We start from the raw sequence: 13,111 nt of genomic DNA, 5'->3' as shown, positions 1-13,111 counted from the left end.
TCAGTGCGTCCCCGGGCGATCGGCATAGGGATCGGGGATGCCGAGATAAGCGAGGATCTCGGTTTCGAGCGCTTCCATCTCCTCGGCGTCGTCGTCGTTCTCGTGGTCGTAGCCGATCAGGTGCAGGAAGCCGTGCACGGCGAGGTGGCTCAGATGATGGTCGAACGGCTTGTGCTCCTCGTCCGCCTCGCGCCGCATGGTCTCATAGGCGATCGCGATATCGCCGAGCATGCGCGGGGCATCGCCCGGCTTCCAGGCGCCCTCCGGCTGCAGCGCCGGGAACGACAGCACGTTGGTCGGCTTGTCGATGCCGCGCCAGTTGCTGTTGAGCGTGCGGATGCCGGCATCATCGGTCAGCATTACGGCCACTTCCGCGTCGGCAACGTCCTCGTCGACGCTCTCGGCGGCCGCCGCCAGTGCGCGCTGGATCACGGCTTCGGAATCGGGCTCGCGCTGCCAGCAATCGGCGACGACGAGGACCTCGGTCATGGGAAGGTTGGAATGGGACATTGTGTTGTCTCGGACGAAGGGCGCCGTGCTCGGGCCCTCTTGGGTCCGGTGTTGCCTCGTCAGGATTGACCGGTGGCCGGCCGCTGCGGCGGCCCTTCATAGGCGGCGACGATCCGCGCCACGAGCTCGTGGCGGATCACGTCCTCCGCCTTGAAATGAACCTGGGCGATGCCCTCGACGCCGCTCAGGAGGCGGGTCGCCTCGGCCAGGCCCGAGGTCTGGCCGTTCGGCAGGTCGATCTGCGAGGGATCGCCCGTCACGATCATGCGGCTGTTCTCGCCGAGACGCGTCAGGAACATCTTCATCTGCATCGAGGTGGTGTTCTGGGCCTCGTCCAGGATGATGGCGGCATTGGTCAGCGTGCGGCCGCGCATGAAGGCGAGCGGCGCGATCTCGATCTCGCCGGTCTGCAGCGCGCGCTCGACGATGCGCGCATCCATGAGGTCGTAGAGCGCATCATAGATCGGCCGCAGATAAGGATCGACCTTCTCGCGGAGATCGCCGGGGAGAAAGCCGAGCCGCTCGCCGGCTTCCACCGCCGGGCGCGACAGGATGATCTTGTCGACCTCCTTGCGCTCGAACAGCTGCGCGGCATGCGCGACGGCGAGCCAGGTCTTGCCGGTGCCGGCGGGGCCGATGCCGAACACCAGCTCGTGCCGCTTCAGCGCGCGGATGTAGGAATCCTGCGCCGCCGTGCGTGCCCGCACCGGACGCTTGCGCAGATTGATGCTGTCGAAGGTCGATTTGGCCGATTTGGCGTCGAACTCGAACAACGAGCCCTGCGCGATCACGGCGCGGATCGCGCCCTCGACCTCACCCTGGTCGAGATCGTGGCCCTTCGCGGCCTGCGCGTAGAGCATCTCCAGCACGCGGCGCGCGGCGTCGCAGCCGTCGCGGGTGCCGCCGATCGTGATGTGGTTGCCCTTGGAATCGACGATGACGCCGAGCCGCCGCTCGATCTGCGCCAGGTGCTGGCCGTAGGGGCCGACCAGCGCGGAAGCGGCGCGGTTGTCGTCGAAGTCGATGACGACCTGGGTCTCGGGCGGTACTTGCATGTCGCGGTCGAACTTGCGGCTGGGAGCGAACGAAGACGAATCCGATGCGCTTTTGGGCAAGGGTTCAGGCTCCACTGGCTTGCGATAAAGCGGGCTCGCGCATCTTGCGCGGCGTCACGAGCTCGCCGAGAAAACTGTAGCGCTCGAGGCTGTCGATTCTGACCGGCAGGATCTGTCCGATGATGTCGGGCGCGGCCATTACGTGGGCGGGCTGGAGGTAGGCGGTGCGGCCCACGATCTGGCCCTCCTTGCGCGCCGGACGCTCGAACAGCACGTCGACCGTTGAGCCAATCGCGGCCTTGTTGAAGGCCGATTGCTGGCTGTCGATCAGTTCCTGGAGCCGCTCCAATCGCTGGTCCATCTCGGCGGGGGACACCGTCTCCTGCATATCCGCGGCCGGCGTTCCCGGCCGGGCGGAGTATTTGAACGAATAGGCCGCAGCGTAGCCGATTTGCGTGACAAGCGCGAGGGTGGCGAGAAAATCTTGCTCGCTTTCGCCGGGGAAGCCGACGATGAAATCCGATGAAAAAGCAATGTCTTGGCGTGCGGTACGAAAACGGTCGATGACCCGCCGGTAATCATCGGCGGTATGTTTGCGGTTCATGGCCGCCAAAATGCGGTCCGAGCCCGACTGCACCGGCAGGTGCACGAACGGCATCAGGGCACCGAGGTCGCGATGGGCCGCGATCAGGCTGTCGTCGACGTCGCGGGGGTGGCTGGTCGAATAGCGCAGCCGCGCGATGCCGGGAATCGTCGCCAGATGTTCGAGCAGCCGGCCGAGCGGCCAGGTTTTTCCGTCCGGGCCGTCGCCGTGATAGGCGTTGACGTTCTGCCCGATCAGCGTGAGCTCGCGCACGCCGTTGTCAGCGAGCCGCTTCACGTCCTCGACGATCTTCGCCACGGGGCGCGACACCTCCGCGCCGCGCGTATAGGGCACGACGCAGAAGGTGCAGAACTTGTCGCAGCCTTCTTGCACCGTGACGAAGGCGGAAATGCCGCGCGCGCGGATCGCGTCCGGCTTCGGCTGGGCCAGGAAGCCGAACTTGTCGGCGGCGGGAAATTCGGTCTCGATCGCGCGGCCTTCGTCCTCGGCGCGCTTCAACAGCCCCGGCAGATGATGATAGCTCTGCGGGCCCACCACGACGTCGACGACAGGCGCGCGGCGCACGATCTCCTCGCCCTCGGCCTGCGCCACGCAGCCCGCCACCGCGATTTTCATCGCGCGGCCCGCACGCGCGGCCTCGTCCTTGGCGACGCGAAGGCGGCCGAGCTCGGAATAGACCTTCTCCGAGGCCTTCTCGCGAATATGGCAGGTGTTGAGGATGACGAGGTCGGCATCCTCCGCGCTCGCCGTCTCCACGAATCCTTCCGGGGCCAGCGTGTCCACCATGCGCTGGGCATCGTAGACGTTCATCTGGCAGCCATATGATTTGATGTGCAGCTTGCGCGGCGGCGTCATGGAACCCGAAATGGAGGTGGAGGACGGCCCTCAGATATAGGCTGGAGGGCCGAAAATCCAGCGAATGGAGCCATTTCCGCCTGTCATTCCGGGGCGCGACGCAGTCGCGAACCCGGAATCCAGACCTTTACTGCGAGATTTCGGGTTCACGCGCGTCGCGCGTGCCCCGGAATGACGGTCCGGGGCGAAAATCAGCCCGCCACGGCCTCCGCCGCGACCCGCCGGACCAGCTCCGGCAGCCGATGCATGTCGGCAAAGATCAGGTCGGCGCCCGCCTGGCGCAGCGTTTCAGCATAGCCGTTGCCGCAATGGCTGCCCCCGTAAAAGCCGAACACTTTCATGCCGGCGGCCCGCGCGCCCGCGATGCCGGCGAGGCTGTCCTCGATCACGACGCAGCGCTCGGGCGGCACGCCCATTTGGCTCGCCGCGAACAAGAACAGGTCCGGCGCCGGCTTGCCGTTCGCCACCTGCGAGGCCGAGAAGATGTTTGGCGCGAGGCGCTCGTACAGCCCGGTGCTCCCGAGGCTCACGCGCATGCGCGGATGTGAGCCGCTGGAGGCGACACAGACGGCCTGCGTGACGACATCCAGCACATCATGGATACCGCGGATCGCTTCGAGGTCGGCTTCGAATGCGCGAAACAGCTCGTCCTGGAGATCGCCGTGATAGGCCTCAGGCAGCTTGCGGCCGAGCTCGGTCTCGATCTCGAGATTGGCCTGCTTTGTCGAGCGGCCGAGGAAGCGCGCGAACACCTGCTCCGACGTGATCGGATAGCCGTGGCGCGTCAGCACGTCCGCATGCGCGCGGCATGAGATCACCTCGCTGTCCACGAGCACGCCGTCGCAATCGAAGATGATGAGGTCGATGGGCATTCAGTGTGCAGCTCGGTTTTGGCACCGTGGTTCAGAGCGGGCGGTGCCACCTCTCCCAAAGGGAGAGGTCGGCGCGAAGCGCCGGGTGAGGGGATCTGCTCTCTCGTGGGACCCGAGGCCCCCCACCCGATTTGCTTCGCAAATCGACCTCTCCCCAACGGGGAGGGGTGAAGAGAGCGCGCCGAAAGGTAGGTTCATCAATTCGTCGGCTTGTCGTCGTCGAGCGGGACACAATAGAGCTCGAGCCGGTGGTCGACCAGGCGATAGCCGAGCTTGCGGGCGATCTCCGCCTGCAGCTTCTCGATCTCCTCCGAGGTGAACTCGATCACCTTGCCGTCGCGCAGGTTGATGAGGTGGTCGTGATGGCTGTCGCGCATCTGCTCGTAGCGCGCGCGGCCTTCACGAAAATCGTGGCGCTCGATGATGCCGGCGTCCTCGAACAGCTTCACGGTGCGATAGACCGTCGAGATCGAGATCTTGTCGTCGACCGCAACGCAGCGCCGGTAGAGTTCCTCGACGTCGGGATGATCGATCGCTTCCGCCAGCACGCGGGCGATGACGCGGCGCTGCTCGGTCATGCGCATGCCCGTTGCGGCGCAGCGCGCCTCGATCTCGGATGCCTTGGACGCAGAAGAATGTTTCAGTGTGGTCATAGCGTTGTCTGCCTGGGCGGGCGCTTTCTGCCGCCGATGTTACGACAAGTCACGCCGCATCAGAAGGGCGTTCAATTGTTCCCCGTTGGGCTGCTTATAGTAGCGATCGCGGCGCCCGACCACCACGAATCCGGCTCGATCGTAAAGCCGCCGCGCCGGCTGGTTGTTCTCCTCCACTTCCAGAAATATGGTGCGTACGCCGCGCCCGGCGAGGTGGCCGAGATGGGTCATCAGCAGCGTGCGGGAGAGCCCCCGGCCGCGATAAGCCCCGTCCACCGCGATCGAGAGAATCTCCGCTTCGTCCGCGCCGATCCGCGACACCGCAAAGCCGATCGTCTTGCGGCCGAGCCGCAAGCGATGCACCAGCGTGTTGCGCTCGCTCATCATGCTCTCGAACTCGCCTTCGCCCCAGCCCTGCGCGAAGGAGGCGCCGTGCAGCTGCGCGAGGCGCGCGGCATCGCGCATGGTCGCGGGCTCGACGGCGGCGGTGCCACCGCGCCACCACTCCGACAGCCATCCCATCATGAGCTCGCGGCTTGTGCTGCGAGCGGCGTCGATGCCGCGGGCTTGGCGTCGGGCGCTTTCAGATAGAACGGCCGCGCTGGATTGGTGTCGGGATTGGCCGCCGCGCCGAGCCAGGCGACCCAGCTGATGTCGGGCGCGGGCTGCGCGTCGATCGCAACGGGTTGCGGTCCGTCCTTCGGCCAGCGACCTGCGAGGATCCCGGCGGCATTGCCGACCAGATGCGGCGCACCGTGTTGCGAGGCCGCGATCGCCGCGTCGATGGAGGCGACAGCCGGCCGCACCAGCTGGCTGCCGTCGCCGGCGACGATCTGGAAATAGACGTGATCGTGCCGCGCATCGATCGCAGAGATCACCGGCACCGTTCCGCTCTTGGCGACGACCCCAGCGGCATAGGCCGACAGCGTCGTCAGCCCGACCGCCGGCCGTTTCGCCGCAAGCGCAAGGCCCCGCGCCGCCGAGATGCCGACGCGCAGGCCGGTGAAGCTGCCGGGCCCGACGGTGACGGCGATGCGGTCGAGCGAGGTGAAGGCGCGGCCGGCCGATTGCATCACGCGCGCGATCATCGGCATCAGCGCCTCGGCATGGCCGCGCTTCATCAGCTGCGATTCCCGTGCGAGGAGCTCGCCGGCGTCGGTGTCGAGAACGGCGGCCGCGCAGGCTTCGAGCGCAGTATCGATGGCAAGGATCAGCATGATGGAGCAAATGGCGAGTGGCGAATGGAGAACACTCTAGCGAACCAGGCGCCTGTCCGCCATTCGTCACGCACGATTTGCACTTCCGATATGCCCTATTGCGCAAGGAGGGCTATCGCATTTGAGAGTTTTTCCCTGCGGCCATCCTTCGAGACGCCCGCTTGGGCGGGCTCCTCAGGATGAGGGCGGAGTGCGCGGCAACAGTTTCAAGGAGCACTGACGCTGATAGCCTCATCCTGAGGAGGCGCGTAAGCGCCGTCTCGAAGGACGAGGCGTGCGCGCAGGCCGCTGCCACAAATCATATGCGATAGCCCCGCATTTCGCAGGGCGAGCAGGATTATCCCTCGCGTGCGTTCCTGAATTCCTTGGTCGCCTTGTCCAGCACGAACAGCGACCCCTCGGCCACGCCGAAATAGGCGCCGTGGGTCTGCATCCGGCCGCTCTCCACGGCCTTGCGGACGAACGGGAAGGTCATCAGGTTTTCCAGGCTGCGGAACACGGCGGCCTTCTCGATGCGCTCGACGAACTGCGCCATGGTCTCGTGCTCGCGCTGCTCGACCACCTCGCCCGGCTTGATGAACATCTGCATCCAGCGGCCGATGAAGTCGCCGGGCGTGAGCGGGTCGATCTTGTCGATGAAGGCGCGGATGCCGCCGCATTGGGCGTGGCCGAGCACCACGATGTGCTTCACCTTCAGCACTGTCACCGCAAACTCCAGCGCTGCCGAGACGCCGTGCGCGCCTTCGTCAGGCTGATAAGTCGGCACCAGATTGGCGATGTTGCGGACGACGAAGAGCTCGCCCGGCCCGGCGTCGAAGATCACCTCGGGGGAGACCCGGGAGTCGCAGCAGCCGATCACCATGGTCTCAGGCGACTGCCCTTTGACCGAGAGCTCGCGGTAGCGGTTCTGCTCGGTCGGCAGCCGCTGGGTGGCGAAGGCCTTGTAGCCTTCCAGCAAGTGCGTCGGGAATGTCGTCATGGCCCATGCCTAATCACATACCGCCAAGGCCGACAAGCCTTTCGAATGGGCAGGCCAAATGCTATCGGCTGGGGGACGATAGACCAGGAAGGAACGCAGCATGACCCGCCCGCGCCGCAGCCATCTGTTCATGCCCGGCTCCAACCCGCGCGCGCTGGAAAAGGCGCGCAATCTCCCCGCCGACGGCCTGATCCTCGACCTCGAGGATTCCGTCGCTCCTGAGGCCAAGGCGGCGGCACGCGACGGCATTGCGGCGGCGATCGCCGCCAAGGGATTTGGCAGGCGCGAGGTCCTGATCCGGACCAACGGCCTCGACACGCCCTGGTGGCCGGATGATGCCGCCATGGCTGCCAAGGCCTCGCCGGACGGCATCCTGGTTCCAAAAGTTTCGAGTGTTGAGGATCTCGACGCCATCGGCCGCAAGCTGGCCGAGCTCGGCGCCGCGCCGACCGTCAAGGTCTGGGCCATGATCGAGACCGCGCGCGCCGTGCTGCATGCCGAGGAACTGGCCGCCGCCGGCCGCGATCCCTCGCGCCGTCTCTCGGGCTTCGTGTTCGGCCCGAACGACATCTCGCGCGAGACGCGGATCAGGATGCTGCCGGGCCGCGCCGCGATGATCCCGATGATCACCCATTGCATCCTGGCGAGCCGCGCGCACGGCCTCGAGATCCTCGACGGTCCCTACAGCGACATCGCCAATTCCGACGGTTTCGCCACCGAATGCGCGCAAGGCCGCGATCTCGGCTTCGACGGCAAGACGCTGATCCACCCCTCCCAGATCGACGCCTGCAACGCCATCTTCACCCCGCCGGAGGAGGAAGTCGCCCGCGCGCGAAAGATCATCGCGGCGTTCGAACTGCCCGAGAACGCCTCGCGCGGCGCGATCCGCCTCGATGGTGCGATGGTGGAGCGCCTGCACGCGGACATGGCCCGGCGCACCATTGCGATTGCGGACGCGATCGCGGCGATGGGGAAGGGCTGAGGCGCGAGATCCACTTCTCCACGCGCCGCAAGTTTTGCGCTCTATCGTCCCGCCCGCGAAACGGCTTTGAATTCACCGCCCGCTCCGTGGGAGGCGGCGATGGCGCTTTGCCGGAACGGCGCATCGGCAGGCTGCGGCGCGGCCAATTCCTGGCAATACATTCGATCGATCGTGCGCTGCATGAGCGCATAGCAATCGCATGCGATCCTCTCGAGCCGCGTCCGATGGATCTCGACAAACCCGCGCCGCTCGGACGGGATGGCGCCGGCCTCGCGTAGCTTGCTCATCGTCAAAGTTACTGTCGTCCGCCGTACCCCAACCAGCTGCGCCAGCGCCTCCTGCGTCACCGGAAGCAGGTCCTCCGGAACGCGGTCGTGAAGCTGCAGGAGCCACCGCGCCATTCGGCCATCCACCCGGTGCAGCGCGTTGCAAGCGGCGACGTGCTGCAGCTGCAGCAACACGGCGCGGGCGTGGACCTGCACGACATTCCTGATCGCTGCGCTTTGCACATGGGCAGCGCGAAATTTGGCGGCGGAAATCACCGATGCAGTGCCGGCTGTGCGAGCAATCGCGGTCACGGACGAAGGCGAGGGGCCGAGCACGGAGAACGAGGCCAAAGCGCCTTCGCGTCCCATCAAGCTGGTCGCGACCGTTTGCCCGTCCGGCATATCGAGCATGAAGGCGATCGCGCCGCTATGGGGAAAATAGACCGGGTCGAGTTCGTCGCCCGATCGCACCAGGACGGCATCGGGTTCGAACGAGACCTTCTGGAAGTGGGGCGTCAGCAAAGCGAGATCCGCCGGCGGCAGCGCCGCCAACAGCCGATTCCCGATGCCCTTGCGGTGGGCAGTCACGGTGTCCTCTGTTGAACGAGCACCCAACGAACGACGGGAATCATCTGTTTCATTCGCCATGATTATCCGAAATGCGAATTGCGGAACGGTAGCGATCCAAACAGAGCTAATAGTCGAGATCAAGCACGGATATTTGCGGTGAGCTTTCCCGCATCCTGGCCGCGCAAACAGTCATACTATTTACGCCCGTTGCCACCGGGCGATGCGCAAGAGGTGAAAGCTCTGCTGTACGCTGCCATCAGCGGTCCGGCAGGTGGTCGGGTCGTTCTCGGTGGCGGTAGCGGTGACGAGATCGCGGATGCGATCGCGGTGATGCGGAAGGGCTGAGGGCTCGCACACTCCGTCGCGTCGCGACGGAGTGCGCCAATGCCGCCGCACTCAGATCGTCTGGCCGCCGGACACCTCGATGCGCTGGGCCGTAACCCAGCGATTCTCCGGACCGAGCAGGCTCGCGACCATCGGCCCGATGTCGTCGGGCACACCGACGCGGCCAAGCGCGGTCATTTGCGCGAACTGCTTGTTTAGATCCGGCATGTCGCGGACGGCGCCGCCAAGGAAGTCGGTCTCGATCGCGCCCGGCGCAACGACGTTGGCGGTGATGCCGCGTTCGCCGAATTCTTTTGCCATGTAGACGGTCAGAACCTCGATGGCGCCCTTGGCTGCGGCATAGGCCGAGAAGCCGGGGAACGACACGCGCGTCAGCCCGCTCGAGAAGTTGACGATCCGGCCATTGTCGCCGAGCAGCGGCAGCAAGGCCTGCGTCAAAAAGAACGGCCCTTTGACATGGGTGTCGAACAGTGCGTCGAACTGCTGCTCCGTCGTCTCGGCCAAGGTGGCCATTTCGCCTTGGCCGGCATTGTTGACGAGATGATCGAACTTGTCGGCGTGCCAATGCTCCGCCAGCGCTGACCGGACTTTTGCGGCGAACGCCGGAAAGGTCGATACGGAGGTGACGTCGAGCTGGAGCGCGACCGCTTTTCGGCCGAGCGCCTCGATCTCGGTGACGACCTCGCGGGCGGCGGCGGCCCCGCTGCGATAGGTCACGATGACGTCGCCGCCGTGACGCGCGATGGCGATTGCGGTATTGCGGCCAAGGCCCCGGCTGGCGCCAGTGACGAGCGAAATGGTGGGCATTTGGAAATTCCTCGTGAAGTTTCGACGGGCCCTTTCTGCCTGTGATCGAGAAGCGCATGTTGCCGGATCCTGTGGTCGTCTTGCCCAATCCTCCAGGAATGCGGCCGGCGGCAGATGTAGCCCCTTCAGGCTTGCCTGAAACTACCGTCTTCTTGCCTGATCGCCCCTCGGCAATTGCCGGCATGCTTGGCGCGGCCTAGATTGGGCCCGTGACCGAAACGCTACTCCAGATCGCCAGCAATTACGCCGCAGCTCACGCCGACGGCAAAGGCCTCGCGTCAACGCCTTTCGCCGGCATCTCAATCGTTCGTGAGACCGCGCCGAGCGCGCTCCAATTTGCGATCGCCAAGCCCTTGGTGGCTTTGGTGCTGCAAGGTGCCAAGCGCGTTGCGGTCGGCGCCACGTCCTTCGACCTGGGTGCGGGCGATTCGCTGGTGATCGCGAGCGACGTGCCGACGGTCAGCCAGATTACGCGCGCCACTTTCGCGGTGCCGTATTTGTCGCTCGTCGTCGAGCTCGATCCCATTATCATCGAGGAGCTGGTCGTCGAGATGGGGGCGGCGCCTTACGTTCCGTCCCAGCCGCTGCGGGTCGAGCCGACGGAGCCGGATGTGAGCGACGCGGCGCTGCGGTTGCTGCGCCTGATCGATCGGCCCTCATCCGCCTCGATCCTCCAGAGCCAAGTGCTGCGAGAGCTGCATTATTGGCTGTTGGCCGGTCGGCACGGTGGCGCCATCAGGGCGCTCGGCATGGCCGACAGCCATGCGCAGCGGATCGGCCGTGCGGTCGCGATCATTCGCGCCGACTATGCCACGCCTTTGCGGGTCGACCGGCTTGCCAAGGCCGCCGGGATGAGCCAGTCGGCATTTCACCTGCATTTTCGCAGCATCACGTCGCTGACCCCGCTTCAGTTTCAGAAGCAGCTTCGTCTGATCGAGGCGCGCCGTACCATGCTCGCCGATGGCGCGAGCATCGCGACTGCCTCTCATCGGGTCGGCTACGAAAGCGTTACGCAGTTCACGCGGGAATATTGCCGATTGTTCGGCATGCCGCCTGGGCGCGACATGCGCGAGGCGAAGCGGCGCGTCGAATCGGCGGCTTGAAGAGTTCTCACATGGCGACCATCGACCGGATCTACATCCTCGACGGAGGCATTGCGCAGGTCGAGGACGGCTCGATCTATTCTCCCGGCATCAATGTCGGCATTCCCATGACGTTGAGCTGCAATGCCTATCTCATCCGTCATCGCGGTGAGTGGCTGATCTGGGATACGGGAATAGCGGATGAGCTGGCGAAGGTTCCGGAAGGGCGCATCATCGCCCACGGCATACGCGGCATCGTGCGTCGTCCCATCGCGGACCAATTGGATGAAATCGGGGTGCGGCCCCGCGACATCGGCACGATCCTCCTCTCGCATGCGCATTTCGATCATATCGGAAATGTCGACCTGTTCGAAAACGCAAGATGGATCGCTCAACGGGCCGAGTTCGAAGCCATGTTCGGGCCGGAGCCCGACGAGTTCGGCTACTCGCTGCCGCACTACGAGGCGTTGCGGGAGCGGCCTTTCGAGATCGTCGATGGCGACCACGACATCTTTGGCGACGGCGCGGTGCGCATGATCTTCACCCCCGGCCATACGCTTGGGCATTGCTCGCTGATGGCAAGGCTGCCGCGGCGCGGCGCCGTGCTGCTGAGCGGCGACGTCGCGCACAACCGGGACAACCTCCGGCACATGCGCGTACCGTCGTTCAATGCCGACCCGCAGGCGACGGTTGCGTCGATGGCCAAGGTGGTCGAGCTGCTACGGGTCGAGAACGCCGAAATCTGGATCAATCACGATACGGCGCAAAGCCAGGGGATGGCTTACGCGCCAAAGTGGATCGAGTAACGCAATGCTCACCGCAGCGCATGTTCGGCACGCTCGAGCGTCTCCAGCGTCGAGGCGTTGGCGCAATAGCCGTGATAGTTCTCCGCGGCGGTGCCGTCGGCGAGATCGCGGTCGCACTGTCCCTTGTGATTGCAGAACGAGCAGACCCGCTCGAGGTCGCGCAGCAGCAGCGGCTGCGCGCGGCCGAGCGCCTCAGTGCTGATGCCGAGCTGATCGAGCAGCTTCGGCAGCTCGTCGGCGGCGTGCCGGCCATGACGGACCAGCTCCTCCAGATCGTCGGGAGCGATCCTGAGATCATTGGCGATCCGGTCGAAATCGGCGCGGTCGAGCTGCCGCATCTCGTTGATCTCGCGGCGATGCTTCACCCAGTTCGCAAAGGACTCGATGAGATCCTGGACGATGGGATAGGGCCTGGTTGCGGTGCTCATGGCAAGCTCCATTCGGACGAGCGGAATTGGAGCGAGATAAGCACAATGATGCAGCGGCGCGTTGCGCTGGATCAAACAGGGAAAGGAGCCGCGGCCTCCGCACCTATCCCGCTTGCGGGAGAGGTCGCGCCGAAGGCGCGGGTGAGGGCTCTTTCCTCTTGGGGATTGTCCCTTTGCGGAAACACCCTCTCCCCAACCCTCTCCCGCAAGCGGGAGAGGGAGCGCACTTCCTGCGCAGCAGCTACCTGAACCGCTCCGCCGCCCACGCATACAGGCTGCCCGGAATCGGCTTCTCGCCGCCGCGGCCCTTGGGCGAGATGTGCAGGCCGATGATGGCGGGGTCGGCGACGAGGCCAAGATAGCTCGAGGGATCGAAGAACAGTTTCGGCTCGGCATGCACGGCATAGAACGACTGCTTCGGCAATGCGTACTGCAGCTCGCCGGTGCGGCGCGCCAGCGCGGTGAGCGCCGCGGGCCCGTAGATCGCGACGCGAATATCGGCGAGCCGGTTCGAGCCGCCGCGCAGGCGGCGCATCATGAAGGTGATGCGGTGGCGCAGCGACAGCCAGTCCGGCGTCAGCTCCTCCTGCTCCATCAGCTCCTCGAACGCGGCGACGATGCCGTGCGCTTGCGGCAGATAGAGCACGGAATTGCCGAGCTGGCGGGGCCGCTCCCAGGCGAAGTAGGGCTTTGCCGGATCGATCTCGACGGGCTTGAGCAGCAGCACGTCGGCATCCAGCCAGAGGCCGAGGCCCTTCGCCATCAGCTTCATGCGGAAGAAGTCGCTGAACTGCAGAATGGTCCAGTCGCGCCAGCTGCCGTCCGGCTGCGGGGGGCGCAGGCGTTCGGAGAACGCGTGCGGCAGGATCGCTTCCGCCTCCGCGTTCGCGACGCCGGCCGGCAGTCCGGGAATCGGATCGAAGCTGTAGACCGTGACCTTGTGGCCGGCAGCCAATTGCGAGTGCAGACAGGTCTGGCGCAGCGCATCCATCGGGCCATGCCAGAAGGTGACGATCTCGGGCAGCATGGGCAAATCTATACGGGACAATCCAGGCAAAGAAAAAGCCCCGGCGCTTGCGG

The 13,111-nt window shown here is 65.5% G+C and carries 15 protein-coding genes; 3 read left to right on the top strand and 12 right to left on the bottom strand.

All coding sequences use genetic code 11. The features are described from left to right. The 8 genes from ybeY to ABIA40_RS29810 all read right to left on the bottom strand — a co-directional run bounded on the left by ybeY (position 1) and on the right by ABIA40_RS29810 (position 6,745). The gene (gene ybeY / locus ABIA40_RS29845) at positions 1–510 is read right to left on the bottom strand and encodes an rRNA maturation RNase YbeY (RefSeq protein WP_271543512.1); all 510 of its coding nucleotides are present in this window, start codon (positions 508–510) and stop codon (positions 1–3) included. A gap of 59 nt (positions 511–569) precedes the next feature. Next, complete coding sequence (locus ABIA40_RS29840) at positions 570–1,565, bottom strand: PhoH family protein (protein ID WP_036008958.1); 996 nt, start codon at positions 1,563–1,565, stop codon at positions 570–572. Between the two features lie 64 nt (positions 1,566–1,629). Beyond that, positions 1,630–3,024, bottom strand: coding sequence for a tRNA (N6-isopentenyl adenosine(37)-C2)-methylthiotransferase MiaB (gene miaB / locus ABIA40_RS29835; RefSeq protein ID WP_271543515.1), 1,395 nt, complete (start codon positions 3,022–3,024; stop codon positions 1,630–1,632). 191 nt (positions 3,025–3,215) lie between these two features. Further along, positions 3,216–3,896: an HAD family hydrolase gene (locus tag ABIA40_RS29830; protein ID WP_404544793.1), complete on the bottom strand. Its 681-nt coding sequence runs from the start codon at positions 3,894–3,896 to the stop codon at positions 3,216–3,218. Positions 3,897–4,093: 197 nt separating this feature from the next. Further along, on the bottom strand, positions 4,094–4,549 hold the full coding sequence (locus tag ABIA40_RS29825) for a Fur family transcriptional regulator (protein ID WP_109141846.1): 456 nt from the start codon (positions 4,547–4,549) through the stop codon (positions 4,094–4,096). A 39-nt stretch (positions 4,550–4,588) separates the two neighbouring features. Then, positions 4,589–5,074 (bottom strand): ribosomal protein S18-alanine N-acetyltransferase, encoded by a 486-nt coding sequence (gene rimI / locus ABIA40_RS29820; RefSeq protein WP_404544790.1) that lies wholly within the window; start codon positions 5,072–5,074, stop codon positions 4,589–4,591. After that, positions 5,071–5,766 (bottom strand): tRNA (adenosine(37)-N6)-threonylcarbamoyltransferase complex dimerization subunit type 1 TsaB, encoded by a 696-nt coding sequence (gene tsaB, locus ABIA40_RS29815; RefSeq protein ID WP_404544788.1) that lies wholly within the window; start codon positions 5,764–5,766, stop codon positions 5,071–5,073. The genes rimI and tsaB overlap by 4 nt, the downstream gene beginning before the upstream one ends. A 337-nt stretch (positions 5,767–6,103) precedes the next feature. After that, the gene (locus tag ABIA40_RS29810; protein ID WP_404544786.1) at positions 6,104–6,745 is read right to left on the bottom strand and encodes a carbonic anhydrase; all 642 of its coding nucleotides are present in this window, start codon (positions 6,743–6,745) and stop codon (positions 6,104–6,106) included. A gap of 100 nt (positions 6,746–6,845) precedes the next feature. Between ABIA40_RS29810 and ABIA40_RS29805 the strand changes: the two genes are divergently transcribed. Then, positions 6,846–7,727, top strand: a complete 882-nt coding sequence (locus ABIA40_RS29805; RefSeq protein ID WP_271543524.1) for a CoA ester lyase — start codon at positions 6,846–6,848, stop codon at positions 7,725–7,727. 41 nt (positions 7,728–7,768) lie between these two features. On the opposite strand, the gene ABIA40_RS29800 is transcribed toward ABIA40_RS29805, so the two are convergent. Both ABIA40_RS29800 and ABIA40_RS29795 read right to left on the bottom strand, forming a co-directional pair. After that, positions 7,769–8,581, bottom strand: coding sequence for a Crp/Fnr family transcriptional regulator (locus tag ABIA40_RS29800; protein WP_404546399.1), 813 nt, complete (start codon positions 8,579–8,581; stop codon positions 7,769–7,771). A 378-nt stretch (positions 8,582–8,959) separates the two neighbouring features. Beyond that, positions 8,960–9,715, bottom strand: coding sequence for an SDR family NAD(P)-dependent oxidoreductase (locus ABIA40_RS29795; protein ID WP_157285950.1), 756 nt, complete (start codon positions 9,713–9,715; stop codon positions 8,960–8,962). 209 nt (positions 9,716–9,924) lie between these two features. Between ABIA40_RS29795 and ABIA40_RS29790 the strand changes: the two genes are divergently transcribed. After that, complete coding sequence (locus ABIA40_RS29790) at positions 9,925–10,818, top strand: AraC family transcriptional regulator N-terminal domain-containing protein (RefSeq protein ID WP_404544783.1); 894 nt, start codon at positions 9,925–9,927, stop codon at positions 10,816–10,818. A gap of 11 nt (positions 10,819–10,829) precedes the next feature. After that, positions 10,830–11,603: an N-acyl homoserine lactonase family protein gene (locus ABIA40_RS29785; RefSeq protein WP_404544781.1), complete on the top strand. Its 774-nt coding sequence runs from the start codon at positions 10,830–10,832 to the stop codon at positions 11,601–11,603. Between the two features lie 8 nt (positions 11,604–11,611). Here the strand turns inward: ABIA40_RS29785 and ABIA40_RS29780 are convergent, their stop codons facing one another. After that, the gene (locus tag ABIA40_RS29780; protein ID WP_404544779.1) at positions 11,612–12,031 is read right to left on the bottom strand and encodes a hypothetical protein; all 420 of its coding nucleotides are present in this window, start codon (positions 12,029–12,031) and stop codon (positions 11,612–11,614) included. A gap of 241 nt (positions 12,032–12,272) precedes the next feature. Further along, on the bottom strand, positions 12,273–13,058 hold the full coding sequence (locus ABIA40_RS29775) for a hypothetical protein (protein ID WP_404544777.1): 786 nt from the start codon (positions 13,056–13,058) through the stop codon (positions 12,273–12,275). Positions 13,059–13,111 lie beyond the last annotated feature (53 nt).

The organism is Bradyrhizobium sp. USDA 223 (assembly GCF_044909005.1).
GTDB lineage: Bacteria > Pseudomonadota > Alphaproteobacteria > Rhizobiales > Xanthobacteraceae > Bradyrhizobium > Bradyrhizobium yuanmingense.
Note: the sequence above shows the minus strand (reverse complement) of the source record. Positions and strands in the feature narration are given on the sequence as shown.

Bases quoted from the DNA above. Each gene is read 5' to 3' on its own strand.
- ybeY (WP_271543512.1), bottom strand. From the start codon at position 510: ATGTCCCATTCCAACCTTCCCATGACCGAGGTCCTCGTCGTCGCCGAT.
- ABIA40_RS29840 (WP_036008958.1), bottom strand. From the start codon at position 1,565: ATGCAAGTACCGCCCGAGACCCAGGTCGTCATCGACTTCGACGACAAC.
- miaB (WP_271543515.1), bottom strand. From the start codon at position 3,024: ATGACGCCGCCGCGCAAGCTGCACATCAAATCATATGGCTGCCAGATG.
- ABIA40_RS29830 (WP_404544793.1), bottom strand. From the start codon at position 3,896: ATGCCCATCGACCTCATCATCTTCGATTGCGACGGCGTGCTCGTGGAC.
- ABIA40_RS29825 (WP_109141846.1), bottom strand. From the start codon at position 4,549: ATGACCACACTGAAACATTCTTCTGCGTCCAAGGCATCCGAGATCGAG.
- rimI (WP_404544790.1), bottom strand. From the start codon at position 5,074: ATGATGGGATGGCTGTCGGAGTGGTGGCGCGGTGGCACCGCCGCCGTC.
- tsaB (WP_404544788.1), bottom strand. From the start codon at position 5,766: ATGCTGATCCTTGCCATCGATACTGCGCTCGAAGCCTGCGCGGCCGCC.
- ABIA40_RS29810 (WP_404544786.1), bottom strand. From the start codon at position 6,745: ATGACGACATTCCCGACGCACTTGCTGGAAGGCTACAAGGCCTTCGCC.
- ABIA40_RS29805 (WP_271543524.1), top strand. From the start codon at position 6,846: ATGACCCGCCCGCGCCGCAGCCATCTGTTCATGCCCGGCTCCAACCCG.
- ABIA40_RS29795 (WP_157285950.1), bottom strand. From the start codon at position 9,715: ATGCCCACCATTTCGCTCGTCACTGGCGCCAGCCGGGGCCTTGGCCGC.
- ABIA40_RS29785 (WP_404544781.1), top strand. From the start codon at position 10,830: ATGGCGACCATCGACCGGATCTACATCCTCGACGGAGGCATTGCGCAG.
- ABIA40_RS29780 (WP_404544779.1), bottom strand. From the start codon at position 12,031: ATGAGCACCGCAACCAGGCCCTATCCCATCGTCCAGGATCTCATCGAG.
- ABIA40_RS29775 (WP_404544777.1), bottom strand. From the start codon at position 13,058: ATGCTGCCCGAGATCGTCACCTTCTGGCATGGCCCGATGGATGCGCTG.